At 51.2% G+C, this 20,821-nt stretch carries 19 protein-coding genes; 8 read left to right on the forward strand and 11 right to left on the reverse strand.

What is annotated here, in order from left to right:
- Window positions 1-2 precede the first annotated feature (2 nt).
- Window positions 3-278, reverse strand: a complete 276-nt coding sequence (locus tag CFF01_RS03190) for an NAD(P) transhydrogenase subunit alpha (RefSeq protein ID WP_033538660.1) — start codon at window positions 276-278, stop codon at window positions 3-5.
- On the reverse strand, window positions 278-1,447 hold the full coding sequence (locus tag CFF01_RS03195; protein ID WP_088903833.1) for a Re/Si-specific NAD(P)(+) transhydrogenase subunit alpha: 1,170 nt from the start codon (window positions 1,445-1,447) through the stop codon (window positions 278-280). The genes CFF01_RS03190 and CFF01_RS03195 overlap by 1 nt, the downstream gene beginning before the upstream one ends.
- A 333-nt stretch (window positions 1,448-1,780) precedes the next feature.
- On the opposite strand from CFF01_RS03195, the gene CFF01_RS03200 reads away from it, so the two are divergent.
- The 4 genes from CFF01_RS03200 to CFF01_RS03215 all read left to right on the forward strand — a co-directional run bounded on the left by CFF01_RS03200 (window position 1,781) and on the right by CFF01_RS03215 (window position 8,329).
- A complete protein-coding gene (locus tag CFF01_RS03200; protein WP_088903834.1) occupies window positions 1,781-3,562 on the forward strand; it encodes an assimilatory sulfite reductase (NADPH) flavoprotein subunit in 1,782 nt (593 codons plus the stop codon).
- Window positions 3,563-3,641: 79 nt separating this feature from the next.
- On the forward strand, window positions 3,642-5,339 hold the full coding sequence (cysI, locus tag CFF01_RS03205) for an assimilatory sulfite reductase (NADPH) hemoprotein subunit (protein ID WP_088903835.1): 1,698 nt from the start codon (window positions 3,642-3,644) through the stop codon (window positions 5,337-5,339).
- Window positions 5,332-6,084, forward strand: coding sequence for a phosphoadenylyl-sulfate reductase (locus CFF01_RS03210; RefSeq protein ID WP_232479494.1), 753 nt, complete (start codon window positions 5,332-5,334; stop codon window positions 6,082-6,084). Before cysI ends, CFF01_RS03210 begins: the two co-directional genes overlap by 8 nt.
- A gap of 529 nt (window positions 6,085-6,613) precedes the next feature.
- The gene (locus CFF01_RS03215; protein WP_088903836.1) at window positions 6,614-8,329 is read left to right on the forward strand and encodes a hypothetical protein; all 1,716 of its coding nucleotides are present in this window, start codon (window positions 6,614-6,616) and stop codon (window positions 8,327-8,329) included.
- Between the two features lie 77 nt (window positions 8,330-8,406).
- Here CFF01_RS03215 and CFF01_RS03220 read toward each other — a convergent pair whose 3' ends face one another.
- The 3 genes from CFF01_RS03220 to CFF01_RS03230 are packed head-to-tail and all read right to left on the reverse strand — an operon-like array spanning window position 8,407 to window position 11,391.
- A complete protein-coding gene (locus CFF01_RS03220; RefSeq protein WP_033539868.1) occupies window positions 8,407-8,943 on the reverse strand; it encodes a peroxiredoxin family protein in 537 nt (178 codons plus the stop codon).
- 18 nt (window positions 8,944-8,961) lie between these two features.
- On the reverse strand, window positions 8,962-10,401 hold the full coding sequence (locus CFF01_RS03225; protein ID WP_088903837.1) for a S41 family peptidase: 1,440 nt from the start codon (window positions 10,399-10,401) through the stop codon (window positions 8,962-8,964).
- A gap of 48 nt (window positions 10,402-10,449) precedes the next feature.
- Entirely contained in the window at window positions 10,450-11,391 is a 942-nt protein-coding gene (locus tag CFF01_RS03230) for a phospholipase A (RefSeq protein ID WP_088903838.1), read from the reverse strand.
- Between the two features lie 239 nt (window positions 11,392-11,630).
- On the opposite strand from CFF01_RS03230, the gene cobA reads away from it, so the two are divergent.
- The gene (gene cobA, locus CFF01_RS03235; protein ID WP_033539870.1) at window positions 11,631-12,452 is read left to right on the forward strand and encodes a uroporphyrinogen-III C-methyltransferase; all 822 of its coding nucleotides are present in this window, start codon (window positions 11,631-11,633) and stop codon (window positions 12,450-12,452) included.
- Here cobA and CFF01_RS03240 read toward each other — a convergent pair.
- Both CFF01_RS03240 and CFF01_RS03245 read right to left on the reverse strand, forming a co-directional pair.
- Entirely contained in the window at window positions 12,446-13,282 is an 837-nt protein-coding gene (locus tag CFF01_RS03240; protein WP_033539871.1) for a TIGR03899 family protein, read from the reverse strand. The genes cobA and CFF01_RS03240 overlap by 7 nt on opposite strands.
- Window positions 13,283-13,344: 62 nt before the next feature.
- Window positions 13,345-14,511 carry an MFS transporter gene (locus tag CFF01_RS03245; RefSeq protein WP_181404202.1) on the reverse strand — a complete coding sequence of 389 codons (1,167 nt, stop codon included), beginning with the start codon at window positions 14,509-14,511 and terminating at the stop codon, window positions 13,345-13,347.
- Window positions 14,512-14,903: 392 nt separating this feature from the next.
- Between CFF01_RS03245 and hemG the strand changes: the two genes are divergently transcribed.
- Window positions 14,904-15,425 (forward strand): menaquinone-dependent protoporphyrinogen IX dehydrogenase, encoded by a 522-nt coding sequence (gene hemG / locus CFF01_RS03250; RefSeq protein WP_088903839.1) that lies wholly within the window; start codon window positions 14,904-14,906, stop codon window positions 15,423-15,425.
- 75 nt (window positions 15,426-15,500) lie between these two features.
- On the forward strand, window positions 15,501-16,028 hold the full coding sequence (locus CFF01_RS03255; RefSeq protein WP_033539874.1) for a cytochrome b/b6 domain-containing protein: 528 nt from the start codon (window positions 15,501-15,503) through the stop codon (window positions 16,026-16,028).
- 127 nt (window positions 16,029-16,155) lie between these two features.
- Here CFF01_RS03255 and CFF01_RS03260 read toward each other — a convergent pair whose 3' ends face one another.
- Entirely contained in the window at window positions 16,156-17,172 is a 1,017-nt protein-coding gene (locus tag CFF01_RS03260; RefSeq protein WP_033539875.1) for a DUF2955 domain-containing protein, read from the reverse strand.
- Window positions 17,162-18,226, reverse strand: coding sequence for an HlyD family secretion protein (locus CFF01_RS03265; protein ID WP_033539876.1), 1,065 nt, complete (start codon window positions 18,224-18,226; stop codon window positions 17,162-17,164). The genes CFF01_RS03260 and CFF01_RS03265 overlap by 11 nt, the downstream gene beginning before the upstream one ends.
- A gap of 242 nt (window positions 18,227-18,468) precedes the next feature.
- Between CFF01_RS03265 and CFF01_RS03270 the strand changes: the two genes are divergently transcribed.
- A complete protein-coding gene (locus CFF01_RS03270) occupies window positions 18,469-19,176 on the forward strand; it encodes a DUF4328 domain-containing protein (protein WP_088903840.1) in 708 nt (235 codons plus the stop codon).
- Between the two features lie 55 nt (window positions 19,177-19,231).
- On the opposite strand, the gene CFF01_RS03275 is transcribed toward CFF01_RS03270, so the two are convergent.
- A complete protein-coding gene (locus tag CFF01_RS03275) occupies window positions 19,232-19,894 on the reverse strand; it encodes a thiol:disulfide interchange protein DsbA/DsbL (protein ID WP_088903841.1) in 663 nt (220 codons plus the stop codon).
- A gap of 187 nt (window positions 19,895-20,081) precedes the next feature.
- On the reverse strand, window positions 20,082-20,741 hold the full coding sequence (locus tag CFF01_RS03280) for a DNA-J related domain-containing protein (RefSeq protein WP_088903842.1): 660 nt from the start codon (window positions 20,739-20,741) through the stop codon (window positions 20,082-20,084).
- Window positions 20,742-20,821: the final 80 nt, after the last annotated feature.

The following is a 20,821-nucleotide window of genomic DNA, read 5'->3' on the forward strand; positions in this document are numbered from 1 at the left end:
GCTTATTTCCTTTTAAACATGGCTAGCATACGGTTGGTGACCATGTAGCCACCGACGACGTTAATAGTGGCCAAGACCACAGCGATAAAGCCCAGTACATTGACCCAAATTCCCGCGCCAGAACCGGCTGACAGGAGCGCACCCACTAGGGAGATACCCGAGATAGCGTTAGAGCCTGACATGAGCGGGGTGTGCAGCGTAGGGGGGACCTTAGTGATCAGCTCAACCCCAAGAAAGACCGCCACCACAAACAGGGTGAGTAGTAATAAGATCTCCATTATTGAGCCTCCTCTGTTGCCGCCAGTGGCGGCAGTGCTAACAGGTCACGCAATCTGGCGTTAACCACTTCACCCTGATGGGCAACCACTGTGTCGCGCACAATCTCATCTTCGAAATCGAGCTGTAACTGCCCCTCATCATCGACAATGAGTTTGAGCAGATTTTCTATGTTGGTGCCATACATCTGGCTGGCGTGGGTCGCTGCGCTTCCCGGCACATTTGACGGGCCAAGAATGGTGACGCCGTTATGAATAACAGTTTCGTCCAGTTGGGTCAGTTCGCAGTTACCACCGGTTTCGGCCGCTAGATCGACGATGACTGTGCCTGGCTTCATGGCATCAACCATGGCCTCGGTGATCAACACTGGTGCCTTACGACCAGGAATAGCGGCGGTAGTGATAACGATATCTTGCTGGGCGAGCACATTGGCCATCGCCTGTTGCTGGCGCTTGATAAAGTCGTCGCTCTGCTCGGCCGCGTAACCCCCTTTGGTTTCAGTATTTTCGGTTTCCAGGTCCAGCTCTACTGGCTTAGCACCGACCGAGAGGATCTGTTCACGCGCCGCCGGGCGAATGTCATAGGCTTCCACCACGGCGCCAAGACGTTTGGCGGTGGCACAGGCCTGCAAGCCGGCAACCCCGACACCCATGATAAAGGCGCGTGCGGGCTTAAGTGTGCCTGCGGCTGTCATCATCATGGGGAACATGCGCGGCGCCTGATGGGCCGCAAGCAACACCGCCTTATAACCGGCGATGGTGGCCATGGAGGAGAGGATATCCATGCTTTGGGCGCGAGTGATTCTGGGAACCAGTTCCAATGCCAGAGCGCTGGTGCCTGTTTCGGCCAGCGTAGCGGCATTTTCGGGGTGCGTCAGGGGATCCATCATGCCGATAAACAGCTGCTCAGGCTTTGCCTTTGCCTTGATCTCATCGAATTGCTCGCCCTTTAGGTTGACCAGGGTGATGATATCGGCACCGAGGGCCTCCGCTCTATCGGTGATGCTAGCACCCGCTTCTTGATATTCCTGATCGCTGAATCCTGCAGCGAGTCCGGCTCCGCTTTCCACGAGAATTTGGAGGTTTTTTTTGATTAACCGAGTCACATTTGCCGGGATCAACGCAACGCGTTTTTCGTCGGCATGGCTCTCTTTAGGTAGACCTAGTTTCACTGAGAAACCTCTATAGTTGGGGACAGACGTCGTTTTGAATTATTGGCTCGCTATTGTGGCGAGTCTGAATTTAGACACAAGCGCGAATTATTCATAATCAGCGCTCATGCACTGGTCGGAGCAAAAAGTTTGCGCTAGTCCACAAAATTTCATTTCAAATTCTGTGGTTAAGGGCACACCTTAAGCAAATATCGCTCACCACTCTCACTTTTGTAGCTCAAATTATAACCTTTGCATATTCCAAAAACGAATTAAAAATTAGATTTTATTCTTTTTTGCTTTTCTATTAAGCCACTAAGCTAGGTTCATTACACTGTTATAGGGCCGTCTTCCATGCTGTTAAAAGAGCTTCAATCATTGGCTTCTCCTCTATCTGCGACGCAGGTGGATAAGCTTAAGCAACTCACCGCTGAACTAAATGCCGTACAACTCGCCTGGGTGGGTGGCTATCTTGCGGCAACCGCAGAGTTAAGCGGTAATGCCCCTGCTGCACAGCAAGAAAGTGAGCAGACCATTACCATTTTATACGGCAGTCAGACGGGGAACGGTCGAGGTGTTGCCACTGCGCTGGCCGAGAAGGCTCAGGCTCAAGGCTATGCGGTCAACCTGGCTTCGATGGCTGACTACAAGGTGCGTCAGCTTAAACAGGAAACCCTATTGCTTGCCGTGGTCAGTACCCATGGTGAAGGTGAGGCGCCGGATGATGCTATCGAGCTGCATAAGTTTTTGGCCTCTAAGCGCGCACCTAAGTTAGATAACCTGCACTACTCAGTATTGGCTCTTGGCGATTCCAGCTACGAGTTTTTCTGCCAAACGGGTAAAGATTTCGATCAGCGCCTCAGTGCCTTGGGTGCCAAGGCGATCGTGCCGCTCACCGAGTGTGATGTTGACTATGAGTCTGCGGCAGATAAGTGGCAGGAACAAGTGTTAACTGAGGTTAAACCATTTATTTCAGCTGGTGCCAGTGTGGTCTCTATTGGCAATGTCACTAGCGTGGCCAGCTCAAGTTACAGCAAGCAGAAACCCTACAGTGCCGAGCTACTGGCGAGCCAGAAGCTAACGGGACGCGACTCGGATCGTGATGTGCGCCATGTGGAGATAGATCTGGGTGAGTCTGGCCTTAACTATCAGGTGGGCGATGCCCTTGGGGTCTGGTTTAGCAACAGCGACGCACTAGTGACTGAGATCATCCAGGGCTTGTCACTGGATGGCGAGACAGAGGTCACTCTGGGTGAAGAGACGTTAAGTTTGGCTCAGGCGCTGAAAGAGAAGCGCGAGCTGACCCAGCTTTATCCTGGTTTGGTACAAAACTGGGCCCAGTTAAGCGGTAACAGCGATCTGCAAGCGATCAGCGAAGACAGAGAGCAGACCCGCCAGTTTGTGCTGAATCATCAGCTGGCAGACTTGGTGGCCAAGTATCCTGTGGATATCACCGCCTTCCAACTGGTTGAGCTGCTGCGTCCTATCACCCCAAGACTCTACTCGATCGCCTCTAGCCAGTCTGAGGTGGAGAGCGAGGTGCACCTAACGGTTGCCTTGGTGGCAGATGAGCGCGACTCAGGCACTCGTTTTGGCGGCGCATCCCACTTTTTAGCAAGTGCCGAAGAGGGTTGCGAGGTGAAGGTTTATGTTGAGCCAAACAACCACTTCCGTCTGCCGGAAAACACAGATACGCCAGTGGTCATGATAGGCCCAGGTACAGGTGTCGCGCCGTTTCGTGCCTTCATGCAGGAGCGCGCGGCCCAAGGTGCCCAGGGGGATAGCTGGCTCTTCTTTGGTAATCCGCACTTCGAACAGGATTTCCTCTATCAGACTGAGTGGCAGCAGTACCTTAAAGAGGGTGTGCTGACCCGTCTAGATTCGGCCTTCTCACGGGATCAGGAGCACAAGATCTATGTGCAACACCGCATCAAAGAGCGCGGTGCAGAGCTGTGGCAGTGGATAGAGCGCGGCGCGCATCTCTATATCTGCGGCGACGCCGAGCGTATGGCCAAAGATGTTCACCAGGCGCTGGTGGAGGTGATTGGCGAGCATGGTGGTAAGAGCACGGAGGAGGCCGAGGCCTTGCTCGAGACGCTGCGCAGCGAGAAACGTTACCAGAAAGACGTTTATTAATTGAGACAGGCGCCTATGGCGCCAACAGATTCATTTGCATGGGCCATGCCGGTGCAATCAATAGGATAAGGCAGTAGCCATGAGCGATCAGAAATTATCAGTAAACGAGTATCTTAAGACCGACAGTAACTACTTGCGTGGCACTATCGAAGAGGGGTTAGATACCTCGCTGACCGGTGCCTTCAACGACGCAGATCAGCAGCTGATCAAGTTCCACGGTTTCTATCAGCAGGACGATCGCGATCTGCGTAACGAGCGTAAAGAGCAGAAGCTGGAGCCTCTCTATAGCTTTATGCTACGTGCCCGTGTGGCCGGTGGTGTCTGTACGCCTAAACAGTGGTTAGGGGTGGACAAGATTGCCTCGACCCTGACCAGCTCAAACAGTATTCGTCTGACGACCCGCCAGACCTTTCAGTATCACGGTATTCCTAAGCGTAACCTTAAGACGCTGATCCAAGATCTGGACAGAGAAGCGCTGGACTCTATCGCCGCCTGTGGCGACGTGAACCGTAACGTGATGTGTAACCCTAACCCGGTAGAGTCTAAGCTGCATCAGCAGGCCTACTACTGGGCCAAGAAGCTGTCGGACAACTACCTGCCGCGCACCAAGGCCTACGCCGAGATCTGGCTGGGTGACGACAAGGTGGCGGTGAGCGAGAGCGAAGAGGTAGAGCCTGTTTATGGCAAGACCTATCTGCCGCGTAAGTTCAAGATGGCTGTGGCCGTGCCGCCGGATAACGATGTAGATGTCTACACCAACGACCTTGGCTTTATCGCCGTGGCCGAAGACGGTGAGTTGGTCGGTTTTAATATGGTGGCTGGCGGCGGCATGGGCTCGACCCATGGCGAAGTCGCTACCTTCCCGCGTTTGGGTGATGACTTTGGTTTCATCAAGGCCGAAGACTGCCTTAAATTTGCCGAGGCCGTGCTTAAGGTGCAGCGTGATTGGGGTAACCGCTCGGATCGTAAACAGTCGCGTCTTAAGTACACCATAGTGAAACACGGTTTTGAGGCCTTTAAGGCTGAAGTAGAGCAGCGCGCCGGGGTAAAATTTGAGCCTAAGCGTGAGGTGGTGATCGGCGATCGCGGCGATCGTTACGGCTGGATCAAGGGCGTGGATAATCAGTGGCATCTGACCCTGTTTATCGAGGGTGGCCGTATTAAAGATCTGCCTGGACAGCCTCTGCAAACCGGCCTACGTGAAATCGCTTTGGTACATAAAGGTGATTTCCGCATGACAGCTAACCAGAACATCATCATCGCCGGTGTGGCGGAAGAAGATAAGGCGCAGATAGAGGCGATTGCTCGCAGTCATGGCCTGATGGGGACGTTGATCAGCCCAACCCGTGGTCACTCTATTGCCTGTGTGGCGCTGCCGACCTGTGCTTTGGCGATGGCTGAGGCTGAGCGTTACTTCCCGGACTTTATGACTAAGGTCGAGGCGCTGCAGGAGAAGCATGGTTTCCTGGAGCAGCCGATAGTGATCCGTATGACAGGTTGCCCTAACGGCTGTGCGCGTCCATTTGCCGCCGAGATAGGCCTGGTGGGTAAGGCGCCTGGACGCTACAACCTCTATCTGGGCGCGAGTTTCGAGGGGACACGCCTGAACAAACTCTATCGCGAGAACATTCAGGAAGCCGAGATTCTGGCCGCACTGGATGAACTGTTTGCCCGCTACGTTAAAGAGCGTGAAGCTGGCGAAACCTTTGGTAACTTCACCGTGCGTGTCGGCGTGGTGAAGGCGGTAATCGATGCCGCTAAGGATTTCCATGGATAACTCAGTGATCTCTGCCCAGGCGCTACAAGCATTGCTGAGCGCACCTAAGGCAGAGCAGGATGCAGAGCTGGCCCGAGTCAACGCCTTCCTGGCGGGACTCACGCCTGCCGAGCGGGTGATCTGGGGTTTGGCTTATTTGCCGGGCACCCATGCGCTGTCGTCGAGCTTTGGTATTCAAGGCGCCGTGATGCTGCATCTGGTCACTCAGGTGCAGCAGGATATCCCGGTGATCCTGACGGACACTGGCTATCTGTTTCCGGAGACCTATCAGTTTATCGATGAGCTGACCGAGCGACTCAAGCTCAATCTGAAGGTGTACCGCGCGCCTATGACCAGCGCCTGGCAGGAAGCCCGTTTCGGTCGCCTGTGGGAGCAGGGGCTCGATGGCCTGGAGCAGTACAATCGCCTTAACAAGGTTAATCCAATGCAAACTGCGCTCAAGGAGTTGGGCGTCGGGACCTGGTTTGCCGGCCTTCGCCGCGCGCAGTCCAGTACGCGCGAGGAACTGCCGATACTGGCGATCCATGGCGATCGATACAAGCTGCTGCCGATCCTGGAGTGGAGCAACAAGGATGTGCATGAGTATCTCACCAAGCACGATTTGCCCTATCATCCCCTGTGGGAGCAAGGCTATGTGTCGGTGGGCGATACCCATTCCAGCCGCCCGTTGGAACTGGGCATGACGGAGGAGGAGACTCGCTTCAACGGTCTCAAGCGTGAGTGTGGTCTGCACTACGAAATTTGACGCAGATGGTAAATTTAATGACTGATAGTCGTATGATTTATTAATACTTTATTTTGATTTGTGCACTTTTTTTGCACAGGCTTATGCACAGATTTTTATTTTGATCTATAGTTGTAAGTTCCCGTAGATGGTTTTGAATTGTTGTCTGTATCGGATCTGATTTGGATCCAGTCGCTTTATCTTCCTCTTTGAAGCGACAGACAGAGCCGCCGACAGCTCGAAACCCAACTCGCTTAGCGAGAGCTAGATGTTTGATTGGTCTGCTGGCGCATGCTAATTAATAGCCATAGGCCCTGGATAGTCCGCTGCGGCTATCCAGGGATATCCCTGCTAATCTTATTTCCCTTTTTATTCATCTATATAGTAATATCGACGCCATTCTTTTCTTATAGCAATCAAATTAAGTCAGTGATCAGAAATAGCGTTTTAACCAGCTAAAATGATCAGCTATTTAATACGATTGGTATTACGTGCTTGCCAGCTTGGGATTGGCCTGACTGTCCGCACGAATTAACAGGGAGTTTACTGAATGAAGAAGGCATTAGTGGCGGCGGCCATCGTCGCCATAGGCGCGGGTGGCTACTGGGCGATGCAACAGGCGCCTAAGTCCGTGGACAATCAGGTATTGGCCTATGTGCCTGCCGATACACCGCTATTTTCCGCACAGTTTGAGCCTTTTCCGATAAAGGATTATATCGATGCCCTTCCTGAGGCGCAGAAGCAATACCCCAAAGAGATCAAGACCCTGCTATCTGAGGAAGACGATCCCAGAGCACAGTTTTTCTTTAGGGTGTTAGAACGCTATTTTGATGCCTCTCAGAGTGGTCAGCAGCTGATCGATACCTTCGGTCTGCCGGAGAAGCTCACTAGCTACTTCTATACCTTAGGTGTGATGCCTGTGGTCAAGTTAGATGTCGCCAGCCCAGATCGTGTATGGGCGGTGTTGGATAGGGCCGAGGCCGATAGCGGCATGACCCATGATGCGAAACAGATTGGCGAGGTTAAATACCGTAGCTATCGTCTTACCGACGAAGGGGAAAGCGAGCGTGTCGATCTGATCGTTGCCATCGACAAGGGCATGCTTACTCTGACACTGGATACCAGCTTCCTTGAGCCTGAACTGCTTGAAATTGCCCTTGGGATCAAGCCGGTTGAGCAGTCGCTTGCTAAGGCGGGTACTGTGGATGCGATCATTAACAAGCACGGCTTTAGCAAAGCCGGTATCAGCTACTTCAATCATGAGGAGCTCGTTAAGGCGATCACCACCTCAGATGGCAATCAGATGGCGCGCCAGCTGACGAAGATCTTCGCGCTGATCAAAGACGACCCCTTTGGCGAATTGCGCTCTCAAGCCTGTCATCGCGAGCTGAGTGGTATTGCGGCCAACTGGCCTAAAACCGTCATTGGTTACACGGATTTTGAGGTGAAGAACAAGCAAGCCAAGCTAGGCTTTAGCACGGTTATCGAGAGCAATAACCAGGTGATCCTAGGTGCCTTGCAGCAGATGCGTGGCTTTATCCCGGCCCATACCCAGACGATTGACAGTGGCGTGTTTTCCATGGCCCTTGGCATAGATGTCAATCAGTTCGTGCCGAGCGTTTCTAAGATCTGGGACGATCTACTTACCCCTAGTTATCAGTGTGAGCCGCTGGCACAACTGCAAAGTGAGATGGAAGGTCAAAGCCCGGCAATGCTCGGCATGTTTACAGGTATGGCCAACGGTGTGAAAGGGGTGTCAGTCTCCCTGCTCGATTACGCCTTGGAAAATGATACTCAGCAGATCGCTTTAAAGAGTCTGGATGCTGTCGCAACCCTGTCGGCGGATGATCCGGCGACCCTGTTTAACATGGTTAAACCCTTTGCGCCTGAATTGGCGAATGTCAGTCTGCCAAGTGATGGCAGTGCAATTGATCTTGCGGCCGCATTGCACCTACCGCCTTCATTAGGGGTTAGTGCTAAGATGGCGCTCAAGGGTCAGCATCTGGTGATCTACACGGGTGACAAGAGTGAGGCGATTGCCGATAAACTTGCTGGTGAGAAGCCTGTCGCCAACGGTTTGATGTCACTGTCGGCAGACTATGCCAAGCTGTTTACGCCAGCCATGAACCTGATGGCCATGAGCGGTGAACCTATCCCCGAAGAGCTTGAAGCACTAAAGGATTATCGCACCAAGTTACAGCTAGGTATGGACATTAATGATAAGGGGATCGTTTTCGATACCCTGATGCAGACACGTAACGATTAATATCTAGCCTGGTATAAAAAAGCCCCGAGACCTAAGTGGCTCTCGGGGCTTTTTATTGGGAAGAAAATATCCTTGAGTTACTCGGCCTTAGCGATGCCTAAGGCATTCAAGTTGGCGGCAATATCTTCGGCGGCCGTCTCGGGATTAATGTCTTCGTCGATTTTCAATATAGTGCCATCTTCACCTATGTAGAAGGTGACCCGGCTTGCCACTCTGACCAGATTGAGTACATCGTAGGCCTTGGCGGTTTCCTTAGTGGGATCGCTCAGCATAGGAAAATCGGCTTTCTGCTCCTCGGCAAATTTTTGGTTATCTTCGAGATCATCGACACTGGCCATCATGTAGACGGCCTTGTACTCGCGAATAAGATGACCTTTTTGCACTAAAGACTTGCACTCTAAGGTGCAGCCTCGCGTGTTCGCCATGGGATACCAGGCAAGTACTAAGGTCTGTTTACCCAGGTAGTCGCTGAGCTGATAATAATGACCATCTGTGGCCTGCAGTTTGAAATTCGGTGCCTTGTCGCCCACCTTCAGATCTGTGGCACTGGCTTGTAGCGACATTAAGAGTCCCAGGCTCAGGCCAAAGAGGAGTTTGCTGATTAGCTTATTCATAGTTTTTCCTTTCTTCTGTTAGTTGGGGGAAGCGGGAGCAAATAGCTCGATTAAGTTTTCCCAATAGACGGGGTCATCCATGGGGCGAATGATATCGGGTTGGGTAGCAATGCCCGATAAGCGTCTGCCGATGGCATCATACACTTGGGTGGCGTTGAAGCTTATCTTGATGGCGCTGTTGGGCAGAGAGATTTGCTGTAGTTTGCCAAAATCACCGCGGGTTGGCTCTCCAACCAAGAGGGTGTTTGGCCAGGATCTGGCAAAGTGGGCGATCCACTGGCATTGCTGACGACAAGCAGGGCCGATAATGAGCATCAGCTTACCCGTCTTAGGTTGTGGCAGACCGGCCCATGGCTGGCTGGAATGTTGCCAAAACCTTATCTGCCAAGGGCTAAAGTGAGGATTATCCTCTGGCAGCAGCGAACTCACCAGCTCAAATTGCAGACGCTGAGATTGGTTGAGGCTAGTTGCCGGCATAAAGCCTAAGGGTTTTAGATAGTCGCTGCGTAGATTCGCGCCCTTCTTATAGCGGGCAACCGCAAAGAGTGAGTCAGGCCATTCACTTAATAGTGGCGGCGTGACATCTGGGCTGAAGTAGTGACTCAAAAATTTTAGCAGCTCATCGCCAGTGCCATATCCCTGCTGTAGGTCCAGTATGGTAACAGGCGAAAATAGCGCACGTTTAAGGCGTTGTCCCAGTGGACTGTCAGGCGTAAAGCGTGAGAGATCGTAGAAGTTGAAGACGCCTTGGGGGAGATTGTCAAAGCTCTCTTGATGTTGTGGTGAACTCAATACTGTGGGCGGCTTGTGTGTTAGGGCGAGACTTATCTGATGCTGGGTGCCTTGGTTGTCAGTCAGGGTCAAACGACAGTCATCCCTGGCGGCAAGTCCAATCTCACGTCTGAGCATAGAGAGCATCTGCAGGAGTTTAGCCTGCTCTATGTTGCTTTCGGCCAGACTGGGGGGCAGAAAAGCCTTAGTCGCCGATAGCCAGAGGTCGATGGGTAGCCCATCTATGTGGCTAATAAATGGAGTCTCGTTATTCAGGGGCTGATGGTCTAGATCCAGCGCCAGCCAGCTATCCTCCCTTTTTCTTAAGGTGATAGGCAGATAAGCCTGAGCCTGAAAGGAATCGGCCTCTGCGAGTGGATCATCAAGGGCAGTTAAGACTTTTACTAGCTGCTGGGCGAACAGCATTCGTTCGCCTTCTAGCGGTAATTGGCTGAGGGCCTTATTGATCTGGTTTTCTAATTGGCTTTGACGTAGAGGCGACTCGGCGGCATTAGCCGAGTATTGCAGCAGGTGTTGCTGCAGATAGTCGAGATCTGCGCGCATCTCCTGCTGAGACAATTGGGGTTTGGGTGGTTCTTCACGCAGGGCTAAGGCCGTCAGCTGAATGCAGCTGATCAGCATGATGAGGCCGAAACCATTGATAATGCTCTGGTGTCCGAATGTCATCTGTTTTCCCTATTGTCATCGGCGCTTGGCGAATGAAACGATATTCGGTTAGAGAATGTCGTTGATCGAGAAGCCGATGCCGATCCGTTGGGTATGGGCGTTATAGTCGATTAGGCTTTCGCCATAGCCATTAAAATATTGCGTATACACGCGCAAGTTACCAATGATGGGGTAACTCCAAGTGAACTCGACGGCGCCGCGGTTGGGACTCTCAAGGTTATTACGCAGCATGAGCGTAAACCTGTGTTGGTCGATACCATAGACGCTGGTCAGCTCGAAGTTACCCATATAATCCAGAATATCTGGGTTGTCATCTCCCTTGGCCGACGTAGGTGTTTCTTTCTCATCTTCTGGAATACGCCACCACACTTTCAAGCCAAGGGCGAAAGGGCCATTATCGAAAAGCATGGTGCCATAGATACGGTTCCAACTGCGGGAGAGATCACCGGATTTACCGTTAGATTGATGCACGGCACCGACGCCCCAGAAGGAGTTGGTTAAGGGGCCGATTTTCCAATCGTTGTTGAACAGCATAAAGATCTCCGGCTCGTGGTTGGTCTCACGAAATGGCGAGGAGATCTCCTTGTTGTACACCTGCCAATAAGACTGATTGGTGTAGGCGACAAACAGATGACCATTGTCCCCAAACACGTTGTACATCAAGGGGAACTTAAAACTTATCTGGAACTTAGCTTCCAGGTTATCTATCTCGGAGTTGTTCTCGGCCAGCTCTTCAGCAAAAGGGTCCATATTGGGTGAGCTGTTATAGGTAACAGGGAAAAAGTAGTTGACCTTGTGCGGGGTTATCACGAAGGGACTCTCAGAGGTCGCCAACTCATCCTTGACGCGTTTGTCGAGTAATGAGGTATCGTCTTCGCTTTGAGCTGTTTGGCTCTGCGCTTCTTGGGTTGGCTCGGCGCCTAGGCTGGTCACAGGTAGGGAGAAGAGTCCGATTAAGGCGATCCATATAAAAGATTGGGTGATTTTCATCCGTGGTTCCTTTGCTTGCGCTGTCTGAGATCAACATATGTCGCAGTAAATCTTGCCTATGTTGTAACATTTGCAACTTACTCGTGCACCTATTTTCAATCTGGCCGTCTGATTTTACTCACTAAATGTCATGTAATGCTCTTTAATAACCAAATGGAATAAATTCTAATTATTATCTATTTTTTAAGATATAAGAATGACGCTATATTAACCTCATCACTATTGTATGAGATGCGGTTATGGAACTATTTACTCTTACCGGGCAGCAGGCACAGGGCAAAGTCTGGCTTGTGGGCGCTGGCCCTGGCGATCTTGAGCTATTAACGCTCAAGGCTTACCGCATCCTCAAGAAGGCCGACGTAGTGCTGTATGATGCCCTGGTGAGTGATGAGATACTCTCGCTGATCCCCAAAGAGGCCGAGCTTATTGCCGTGGGTAAGCGCGCGGGTAAACACAGTGCTGCCCAGGATGAGATCAATCAGTTACTGGTAACCAAGGCCTATACCCGTAAGAATGTGGTGCGCCTTAAAGGCGGGGATCCCTTTATCTTCGGCCGAGGTGGCGAGGAGCTGGAAACCTTAGTCGCATCAGGTGTGGCCTTTGAGGTAGTGCCTGGTATCACCGCCGCCAGTGGTACCTCTGCCTATGCAGGGATCCCTCTGACTCACAGAGATCATGCCCAGGGCGTGACCTTTATTACCGGTCATTGCAAGCTGGAAAGTCGTCCTATGGATTGGCAGGCCTATGCTAACAGCGCCAATACCTTGGTCGTTTACATGGGTATACTCAATGCCAATACAATACAACAAGGTTTGATCGGTGCGGGCCGCTCACCGCAGACGCCAGTGGCGATTGTCTCTAAGGCGACCACGGCGGCGCAGCAACGCTTCTTTGGTACCTTAGGTGAACTCACCGAACTGGCGGCTCATCCTGAACTGGAGATGCCAGCCTTGATGATCATAGGTGAGGTGGTTGGCCTGGCAGACAGCCTACACTGGTTTGAGCCAGAGACCAGCCCTAGAGTCTTGGATACGTCGATAAAGCAGTCTCTGGGTCAGTAATCTATCTTAAAGTCTTTTTTGAACAGTGCCTGCAGCGCGCGGGCATACTCTTCATCTGCCTTGGGGCGCACCAGCTGCGCCAACTCATCGCCGGTTGGCGTCAAACGATAATAGCTAAATACCAGATGACCATGCTTGGGCGTCAGTGTCATACGTTTGCCCGAGAGGGTGAAGCTGATGGGGTTTTTAGCGTTGAGCTGTCCCGTTTCAAACTCACTTCTGTGTAACAGCCCCGCATCGACCAGTGTCAGTATAGAGGAGTAGGGCAGGCCAAATTGCGACAGGGCGATCTGTGTGGCGTCGGATTTGCGAAACAGCTGACCAAAGCCACCATCATGACGAAAGCCGATCACTAGCTTGAGCTTAGTTTCGTTGTTGACAGTGACCGCCATCCCCAGTGCTTTTTCAAATATCTGTGCCTCTTTGTGAGTTAACTGTCTCAGAGTGGCCAGGCTTCGTAGGCTAAAACTCCCTGGACTGGTGATCTCATTGGCTAGGATGCGCCCCCAAAGCGCCTGCATATTACGGTTGTGGATCTGTTCCGCCTGCTGAAAGAATTGATGGATCCAGTCGGGGTCGAGATCTGTGCCTGTAACATCCGAGGGGGTATGAGAGAGGGCGATGGCGTAGATATTTTCCAGATTAGCCTGATATCGGCTAGCGAGCTTACGCAGGCGATGATCCGAGCGCTCGGCAATTGAGGCTTGGGAGGGGCGGTAGTCTTCATCACTACCCAGACCAATAAGGCGCCCCAGTAGCAGCGCTTTTCTGCGGGCAGATACATCGGGCTGGTTCGACCCTGAGTCGGATAGGTTAACAATCTCGGCCATAGTCTTGTCTTTCTTATATTGAATAAATCGATTCTATCTGAAAATCGGCGCTCACCCTAGCCTCAGGCGCCGGCAGGCCAATTGACGTGCTTATCCTGGGCCGGGTGGCGGGGAATATTGAGTGCCAAAATCAGAGAGCAGATGGCGAAACCCGCACCGATAAAGAAGACCCACTGGTTGGAATAGAGCCAGAGCATCCCCAGCAGTGCTGGGATCACCACGGCCGCGATATGGTTGATGGTAAAGCTGACCGACATGGTGGCGGCGATATCCTTAGGTTCGGCGATCTTCTGAAAATAGGTCTTGATGGCGATAGCCATGGCAAACAGCAGATGATCCAGCACATAGAGTACAGCCGCCATCTCGGCTTGCTCGACGAAGGCGTAGCTGGTGAAGATCATGAACAGACCCACATATTCTATGGTCAAGGCATTGCGCTCGCCGATGCGGCCGATGAAGCGGCCTATGGCTGGGGCGAACAGCAGGTTGACCACATAGTTGATCAGAAATAGTGCGGTGATCTGACTGACGCTATAGCCAAATTTTTCCACCATCATAAAGCCGGCAAAAACCATGAAGATCTGACGTCGCGCGCCGGAGAAGAAGGTCAGCAGGTAGTAGAGCCAATATCTTTGTCTGAGGATCACCTTTTTATGCTGTACCTCTCCTTGGGGAAACTGCGGAAAGTAGAGCGTCAGGGCGATCACCATTAGCAGCCCCAGGCCCCCTATGATGGCGTACATCCATTGATAATCCAGCTGCAGATAGGTCATCACTATCCAGATGCTGCCATAGCCTGTTAAGGCGGCGGCCGAGCGCCAGGCCAGCGCCTTACCCATGAAACCTGCGGTATCTGCCTTATCGACCCATTGCAGGGTAAGGGACTGATTAATGGTCTCGTAATAGTGAAAGCCCACCGACATTAAGATGGTTGTCAGATAGAGCCCCAATACTTGGGGAAAGAAGCCTGTAATACCAACACCTATGGTGAGTAAGGCAAGGGAGATCAAGGCGAAGGTCTGCTCTCTGAGCAGCAGCAAGATGAAGATGGCAGTAAAGGCCAGGAATCCGGGGACCTCTCTCAGGCTCTGCAAGATCCCTATCTCGGCGCCGGTAAAGTTTGCTCGTTCGATGACGAAGTTGTTGAGTAGCACCTGCCATACAGAAAACACCAAGGACATTACGAAGGTCATTAGCAGTAATAGGGTTTGTGGGGTCCTTTTTAACATTCCTTTGATTCCTGTATCGCACAGAAAGCTCAGTCTACCTCATCCTCTAGAGCTTGTTGATCTTTTCTGTTTGGTGATTAAAACCCAATGCGGTCTGTCTATGATTGAGCCGCTAACCAGGCTGCCTAACTAATGTTTTTCCGCTATCTTGCTCTATGCAATGGGCGAAGTCTTAAGCTATCGTTGCTGGTTGTCGTTAGGCTCGCCCAGGGGGAGTCGCCTTACCTAGGTTGCGATTTTTTATCACAAAATGTATCCATAATGTAATTTGTGAACTAGGTAAACTTAAGCCGGATTTTGCCCTTAGGGCTCGTGATCTGTTTCAATTAAATATTGCTCGGATTCCCCTATCATGATGCTATAGAAAAAGCTAAATCGACTTAGGGGCCTTTGTGAGCAAAATATTAATCATCTATTCAAGTGTGCATGGGCAAACCCGTAAGCTGTGCGATTTCATGCAGCGTGAGCTCGAGGCGCTGGAACATAGTGTGACCTGCGCCAGCATAGATAACCCGCCTTCTCTGGATGAGTTCGATAAGATAGTCCTGGGCGCAAGTATTCGTCACGGCAAACACAACCCTAAGGTGTACCAGTTTATCAGCGAGAATATTAAGGTGTTGCAGGAGAAAGCCAGTAGCTTTTTTGCCGTGAGTCTGGTGGCGCGTAAGCCCGCCAAGAATACCCCAGAGACCAACCCTTACATGCAGGCGTTTTTGGCCAAGTCTCCCTGGCAACCTAAGTTGCTGGCAGTATTTGGTGGTAACCTGGATTACCAAGGTTATAACGCCTTAGATCGTAACATCATACGTTTCATCATGTGGATCACTAAAGGCCCAACCGCGCCGGATACCAAGGTGGAGTACACCGACTGGGATAAGGTAAAGCACTACGCCCATGAGGTGGGTGCGCTGTAACCAATATGAGTGTGGTGCTTAGAAAGAGTCGTAAAAGCGCGTATATAGCACCTTAATGTGCCTAATAGGAGAAACATGATGAAGATGCTGGCCAAATTTAGAGAGGTACTGGAAACCTATCAGCACCTGTTTGCCATTCTCTTGTCGCTGTTTCTGATCGGCACCAGTGGCTGGATCATGATGGGGCGCGCCCTGCGAGCCAATGCCTCAGTGTGGGACTGGCTTCATGTCTATTTGGGGTTGTTGGCCGGGGTATTCTCTGTCACTATGCTGGTGACCAATGTGGTGCGCGGTCAGTGGCGCCAATATTTCCCCTATCTGGTGGGCGACTTTACTCAGTTGAGTAACGATGTATGTGGTCTGAAGCGCGGCAAGTTGCCCCTGGCTGGTGGGCGTGGCCTGTTTAGCGTGATAGAGGGAATTTGTATGTTGCTGTTTGTGGCGGTTGCGGCCACGGGCCTTATGTGGTTTTTGACCCAGGGCAGTAGCGAGGCGCTCAATTGGCGTAGCTATCATCACAGCGCGGCCCACGGTTTTATCGTCTTCATGGTGATCCACGCCCTGTTTGCCCTGTCGCATCTGCTGGATTTTATTCGTCGCTAGTATGATGCTTTGCGATAGACGAGGTTGAGTCGGCAATCTGAGTCGTTAGCGAATCGGATCTTTAATTTTGCGAAGCCTCATCAGAGATAAAAAAGCGCGGCAGAAGCCGCGCTTTTTAATAGCTCAATCAGTTCGCCTCGTCGGTTTTTTCTGCGCTGGGCTGAGGGTCTTGGTGTAACAGATTGAGCAGCAAGGTACCAATGAGCACTGCGATACTGATAGACACTAATCTGACCAATTGCGCAGAGAGGGCATCGGACTCCAGGTGGCTAATGATCTGATATACCAATACTACAAAGTTGGTAAACAGTAGTTGATAGATAGACTGGGGGCACTGGCGGCGTATCGCAAAACAGGCTAGCTGTATACCGCTGAATAGGGCTAAACCTATCACTACCCAGGTTGGCAGGCCGAAGGCAAAGGCCAACATAACCGGAAAGGTGAACAGGATACCGACTGCTGTGGTGACGAGGCGGTTTTGCTTAAAGCTTTGATGGTCTTCAGGATCCGCCAGTCTTATCATGCTGCCTATGGTAATGGCGATCAGCATGCTTTGTGAGCTACCCAAGCCAATTAAGGCTATCAAGACGATTGTCATGGCGGTGGCCTTTAGCAGGATAACCCCCATGTGAGTACTGCTGCTGTTTTCCTGGATTTCATCAGGATGAATATCTTCATCATTTCCTGGAAAGATGAAAAAAATCAGGTAGGTGAGAACCAGGGCCTTCAGCGCTGACACCATGAGTAACCAGGGAAGTACCTCAATCGACACCTGTAGCTGTTTGCTCATAACTGTCATGATGATCACCACGATCAACATGAGGGTAGAGAGAAGATCCTTAGGATCGTTATGGCTGCGATAGAAGCTCCAAAACAGCAGGGACCAGCAAAAGAGTAGATAACCTGCCGGGGTGTCGAGCAACATGCCGCCGACAAATACCAATCCGAAACTGACAAACATGACCACAAGCAACAGTTTGACCATGAGATTCAATGGCGGGCGCGATGGCATCAAGGTGAGAAAGAGCACCATGAAAACCGGCGCCAGCACTGGCAGTGGCGCAGCCTGATCCCATAGGTAAAACAGCAGTAAAATGGGGCCGAATACCAGACGGATGATAGGGTTCGCGGCGCTACGAAACATAGGTCCAGAGACTCACTATCTTGATCCAGATACCGACGAGAAACTCGCCTATGCTGCTCTGCTCAGTATAGAAGGCCACAGTAGCTTGAGAGCCGTAACGAATATTGCTGGGTGGTCTACCCTCGCTGAAGACGATATTAACCGGATACCTTTGTGCCTTGATTGCACTGTTATCTGCGGTGAGAAAACCGGTATTCTGATCTATGTTGTTACTACCGCCCGTACCCCAGCCAATGCTCTCCACGCGACCTTCAAGTATGCGACCAGGTAGCGCATCGAGTACGACTTCGACCTTTTGACCGACACGAATGTTTTCCAGCGAGTTTTCTCTCACCAGCGCTGAGATCCAGACGCTGCGGGGATCGATAAAGGTTAACAGTGGGCTACCCACATTGGCCCTTTGTCCCGGGGTCAGTTGTAGGTTGGTTACCACGCCTTTGCTGGGCGCCAGCACTTGGGTCTTTTGTAGATCCAGCTGAGCTTGTTCCAGCTTGGCCATGGCCGACAGGATCTGTGGATTGTCTTGACCCTTAGGGCCTAATGCTTGCGTGGCCTGGGCCAATGACGCCTCGGCGGCTTCAAGATTCGCCTGAGTTCTGTCTCTGGCTTCGATGGCGTTATCCAGCTCTGACTGGCTTAACACCCCTTGCCCTGCCAGTTCGCTGATCCTGGCAGCCTGTTCTTTGGCATTGTTGCGGGCTGCGATTGCATCGACAACCTTGGCCTGAGCGACTTCGACCGCGGCAGTGCTGGCACCGATATTTTGCCCCGCTAGCTCTAAGTTGGCTTGGGCAGCCTGCAGCGCAAGTTGGTAGTTGCGTGGATCGATTTGAAATAGGGGATCCCCCGCTTCGACAACCTGGTTGTCTTTGACATTGACTTCAGTGATGTTACCGGCGACTTCGGCAGCGACTCTTACGATATAGGTATGCACTCTGGCCTCGCTGGTCATCGGCGTGACCCGGTCGGCCCAAAGGCTATATAGCCAGACAGCAAAGATTAGCCCAATGATATAGAAACTCATTTTCCGTGATGATTTTTCCGCAGCAGACATCCCATGGCCTCAACAAATTTAAGTTATTTTATGTTAATCGGCGATGGTGTTATCAGCAAGTGAGATAGGTTAAATTAAGCGTTTTTATATGACATAGGTATCTAAAAATAATGAAAAAGCTATTTTGCTCTTGCTGTAAATCAGATAGAAGTCTATTAAGGAGTCTGGTAGCTTGCTGAATCCTTGCGCGCTTGCAGTGGGCGCCATAATTCAATAAACAGTAAACACTTAGGGAATAAATAATGTCAGGGAATATTTTTAAATATAAAGACGCTACCCGCTTGACGACATGGGTGCGTTATCTGCTCTACGTCCAGATCTTAGTGGCGTTGATTTCAATGGGCTCAAATTACTTAGAATACCAGCTGCTATTAGACTATCAGACTGGAGTGTATCAGTCAGAAGCGGTAGCCATTGCCGATGGTGAGGCGAACGATCAACGTCAGTTTCTGGTCGGCCTGCTGCATCTTGCGGTGTTTATCGTCTCGGGGATCATGATCCTTAAGTGGATATACAGGGCCAACTTTAATGCGCGTCAGTTAGGTGCCACTGACATGAACTTCACCCCAGGATGGTCTATCGGTTTCTACTTCGTTCCTTTTCTCTGCCTCTGGAAGCCCTATCAGGCGATGAATGAGATCTGGCATGCGAGTCATGATCCAGAAAACTGGAGCCTGAATAACGCAAATTCTGCCGTCAACCTCTGGTGGCTGATGTGGATCGTCAGCAATGTGCTGGGGCAGGCCGTGTATCGTTTTACGAATAAGGCCGAGGAGCTGCAAGACTTTATTAACGCTAACATGGTGTCTCAGGCCGCTGAGGTGGCAAGCATCCTTTTAGCGCTGGTGACCTTGAGGCTGATTAATCATATCTACCGGGCGCAGACTAAAAGCCAAGTACGGGCCGAACAGGAGGCCTTTCAGGGGGCGCAGCAGGTCGTCGTAGGCTAAATTATGACAAAGAAAAAGGCGCCATCAGGCGCCTTTTTTACAATCTATCTACGGCCTATTTGTGTTCTACGGCCAGGTAGTTGATCAGGTCGATCAGCTCACCCAAGGTGCGGATCTGGCTTAGGTTGACTGCATACTTATCGTTAACGATAAAGGTCGGCACACTCTGAACGCGAAACTCTCTTTGCTGAGTACGCCAGAGATCTAACTTGTCACTTACTGCTTTGCTGTCGGCGATTTCATCATACTTGCTGATATCTATGCCGTGGTCGGCAAAGACTTTCTTGATGTCATCTCGGGTATTGATAGCTGGCTTCTCATGGGCGCTATGGTCGTGGTCATGGCTGTGTCCATGGCCGCCTGGTTCGCCTTGGATGGCCGTAAACATGGCATGGATCATCTTGTCTTCGACGCCCATCTCATGAATCACACCAAGTGAGCGCATCACTTCTGTGCCAATGTCAGAGTTCATGAAATCCACATGCTTGGTATCGAAGCTGACCTTCTTGTTGAGGTTGGCCTTAATGTCGCCCAGGAACTGGGTCTCCATATTGAAGCAGTTGTGGCAGTAGAAAGAGAAGAATTCGGTCAATTTAGGACTGGCACTTGGCGCCTTGTCAGACACAGTCATAAAATGTTGGCCTTCGACAAACTTGGCGGCAAAACTACTCAGTGGAGCCACTGCTAGGGTCAGGGCGAGAGCGATATGTTTAATCATGATTATCCTTAAATGATAGCGTCGTGGTGCGATCAATGGCTAATGTCATTCGTTATTAGGTTTAGCCTAAATGGCAAAGCTTAATTATGACTGAAGCGCGCCGAAGAAACAGTCGCTAGAGTGTGACCTCGGCTAAAGAACTGTGATTCTTTGGGGTGATAGATGGGATCTTGGCAGATCGTCAGGTTCAGCGCTGCTCGCGTAAGGTCTGCCACGCCTCGCAGATCCGTTTAAATTGGTTTGCGTCGCCGCCATCGCGATCTGGATGCCACTGTAAGGCCAATTTACGCCACTGCTTGCGAATCTCTTTATCCGTTGCATCTTGTTCCAGCTCAAATACCTTCAGAGCCTGACGTTTCGGCATAGCGTTGGGGCTGGCGCCAATATAGGCTTCGTAGCGATTCCAGAAGGATTCCAACATCTCCTGAATGATATCCGGGCAGGTATCATAGTGTTGCCAGTCCAGATAATAGTCTCTTAAGGCGTCGTCCTGACTGAGTTGGGTCTCCAGATTAGTGGGAATAATTCTGAAGATCTGTATCTCCATCGCTTTAACCTGTAACCAGCAGCCGGGCAGCAGCATGGCTTGCAGTTCAAACAGGGCATTCATCAATAGAAAATTCTGTTTAAAGAGGGCCTTTTGTGGTTGTTCGTCGAGATCTTTCAGGAGTCCTTGTTCTTGCAGTGCGGCGGCCAGGTGATGAACCTTCCAGCTATGGTTGCTGCGTTTTAGCAAAGAGAGGAGTGGCCAGATTAGCGGGTTGTCACCCTTGAAAGCGAAGCACTGGGTGCTTGACGCCTTGTCTTGCAACAGGGGGGCTGTCGTGGTTGATTTAGCAACTAGCATCCTGAGAGTCTCATCCGTGACTGGTGATAATTTCTACTATGACAATCACCAAAATGGAACGCAAGTCTTATTCGTCGACC

The organism is Shewanella marisflavi, from assembly GCF_002215585.1.
Lineage (GTDB): Bacteria > Pseudomonadota > Gammaproteobacteria > Enterobacterales > Shewanellaceae > Shewanella > Shewanella marisflavi.

Coding starts and splice junctions, on each gene's coding strand:
- CFF01_RS03190 (WP_033538660.1), bottom strand. CDS start 278: ATGGAGATCTTATTACTACTCACCCTGTTTGTGGTGGCGGTCTTTCTT.
- CFF01_RS03200 (WP_088903834.1), top strand. CDS start 1,781: ATGCTGTTAAAAGAGCTTCAATCATTGGCTTCTCCTCTATCTGCGACG.
- cysI (WP_088903835.1), top strand. CDS start 3,642: ATGAGCGATCAGAAATTATCAGTAAACGAGTATCTTAAGACCGACAGT.
- CFF01_RS03210 (WP_232479494.1), top strand. CDS start 5,332: ATGGATAACTCAGTGATCTCTGCCCAGGCGCTACAAGCATTGCTGAGC.
- CFF01_RS03215 (WP_088903836.1), top strand. CDS start 6,614: ATGAAGAAGGCATTAGTGGCGGCGGCCATCGTCGCCATAGGCGCGGGT.
- CFF01_RS03220 (WP_033539868.1), bottom strand. CDS start 8,943: ATGAATAAGCTAATCAGCAAACTCCTCTTTGGCCTGAGCCTGGGACTC.
- CFF01_RS03225 (WP_088903837.1), bottom strand. CDS start 10,401: ATGACATTCGGACACCAGAGCATTATCAATGGTTTCGGCCTCATCATG.
- CFF01_RS03230 (WP_088903838.1), bottom strand. CDS start 11,391: ATGAAAATCACCCAATCTTTTATATGGATCGCCTTAATCGGACTCTTC.
- cobA (WP_033539870.1), top strand. CDS start 11,631: ATGGAACTATTTACTCTTACCGGGCAGCAGGCACAGGGCAAAGTCTGG.
- CFF01_RS03240 (WP_033539871.1), bottom strand. CDS start 13,282: ATGGCCGAGATTGTTAACCTATCCGACTCAGGGTCGAACCAGCCCGAT.
- CFF01_RS03245 (WP_181404202.1), bottom strand. CDS start 14,511: ATGTTAAAAAGGACCCCACAAACCCTATTACTGCTAATGACCTTCGTA.
- CFF01_RS03255 (WP_033539874.1), top strand. CDS start 15,501: ATGATGAAGATGCTGGCCAAATTTAGAGAGGTACTGGAAACCTATCAG.
- CFF01_RS03260 (WP_033539875.1), bottom strand. CDS start 17,172: ATGTTTCGTAGCGCCGCGAACCCTATCATCCGTCTGGTATTCGGCCCC.
- CFF01_RS03265 (WP_033539876.1), bottom strand. CDS start 18,226: ATGTCTGCTGCGGAAAAATCATCACGGAAAATGAGTTTCTATATCATT.
- CFF01_RS03270 (WP_088903840.1), top strand. CDS start 18,469: ATGTCAGGGAATATTTTTAAATATAAAGACGCTACCCGCTTGACGACA.
- CFF01_RS03275 (WP_088903841.1), bottom strand. CDS start 19,894: ATGATTAAACATATCGCTCTCGCCCTGACCCTAGCAGTGGCTCCACTG.
- CFF01_RS03280 (WP_088903842.1), bottom strand. CDS start 20,741: ATGCTAGTTGCTAAATCAACCACGACAGCCCCCCTGTTGCAAGACAAG.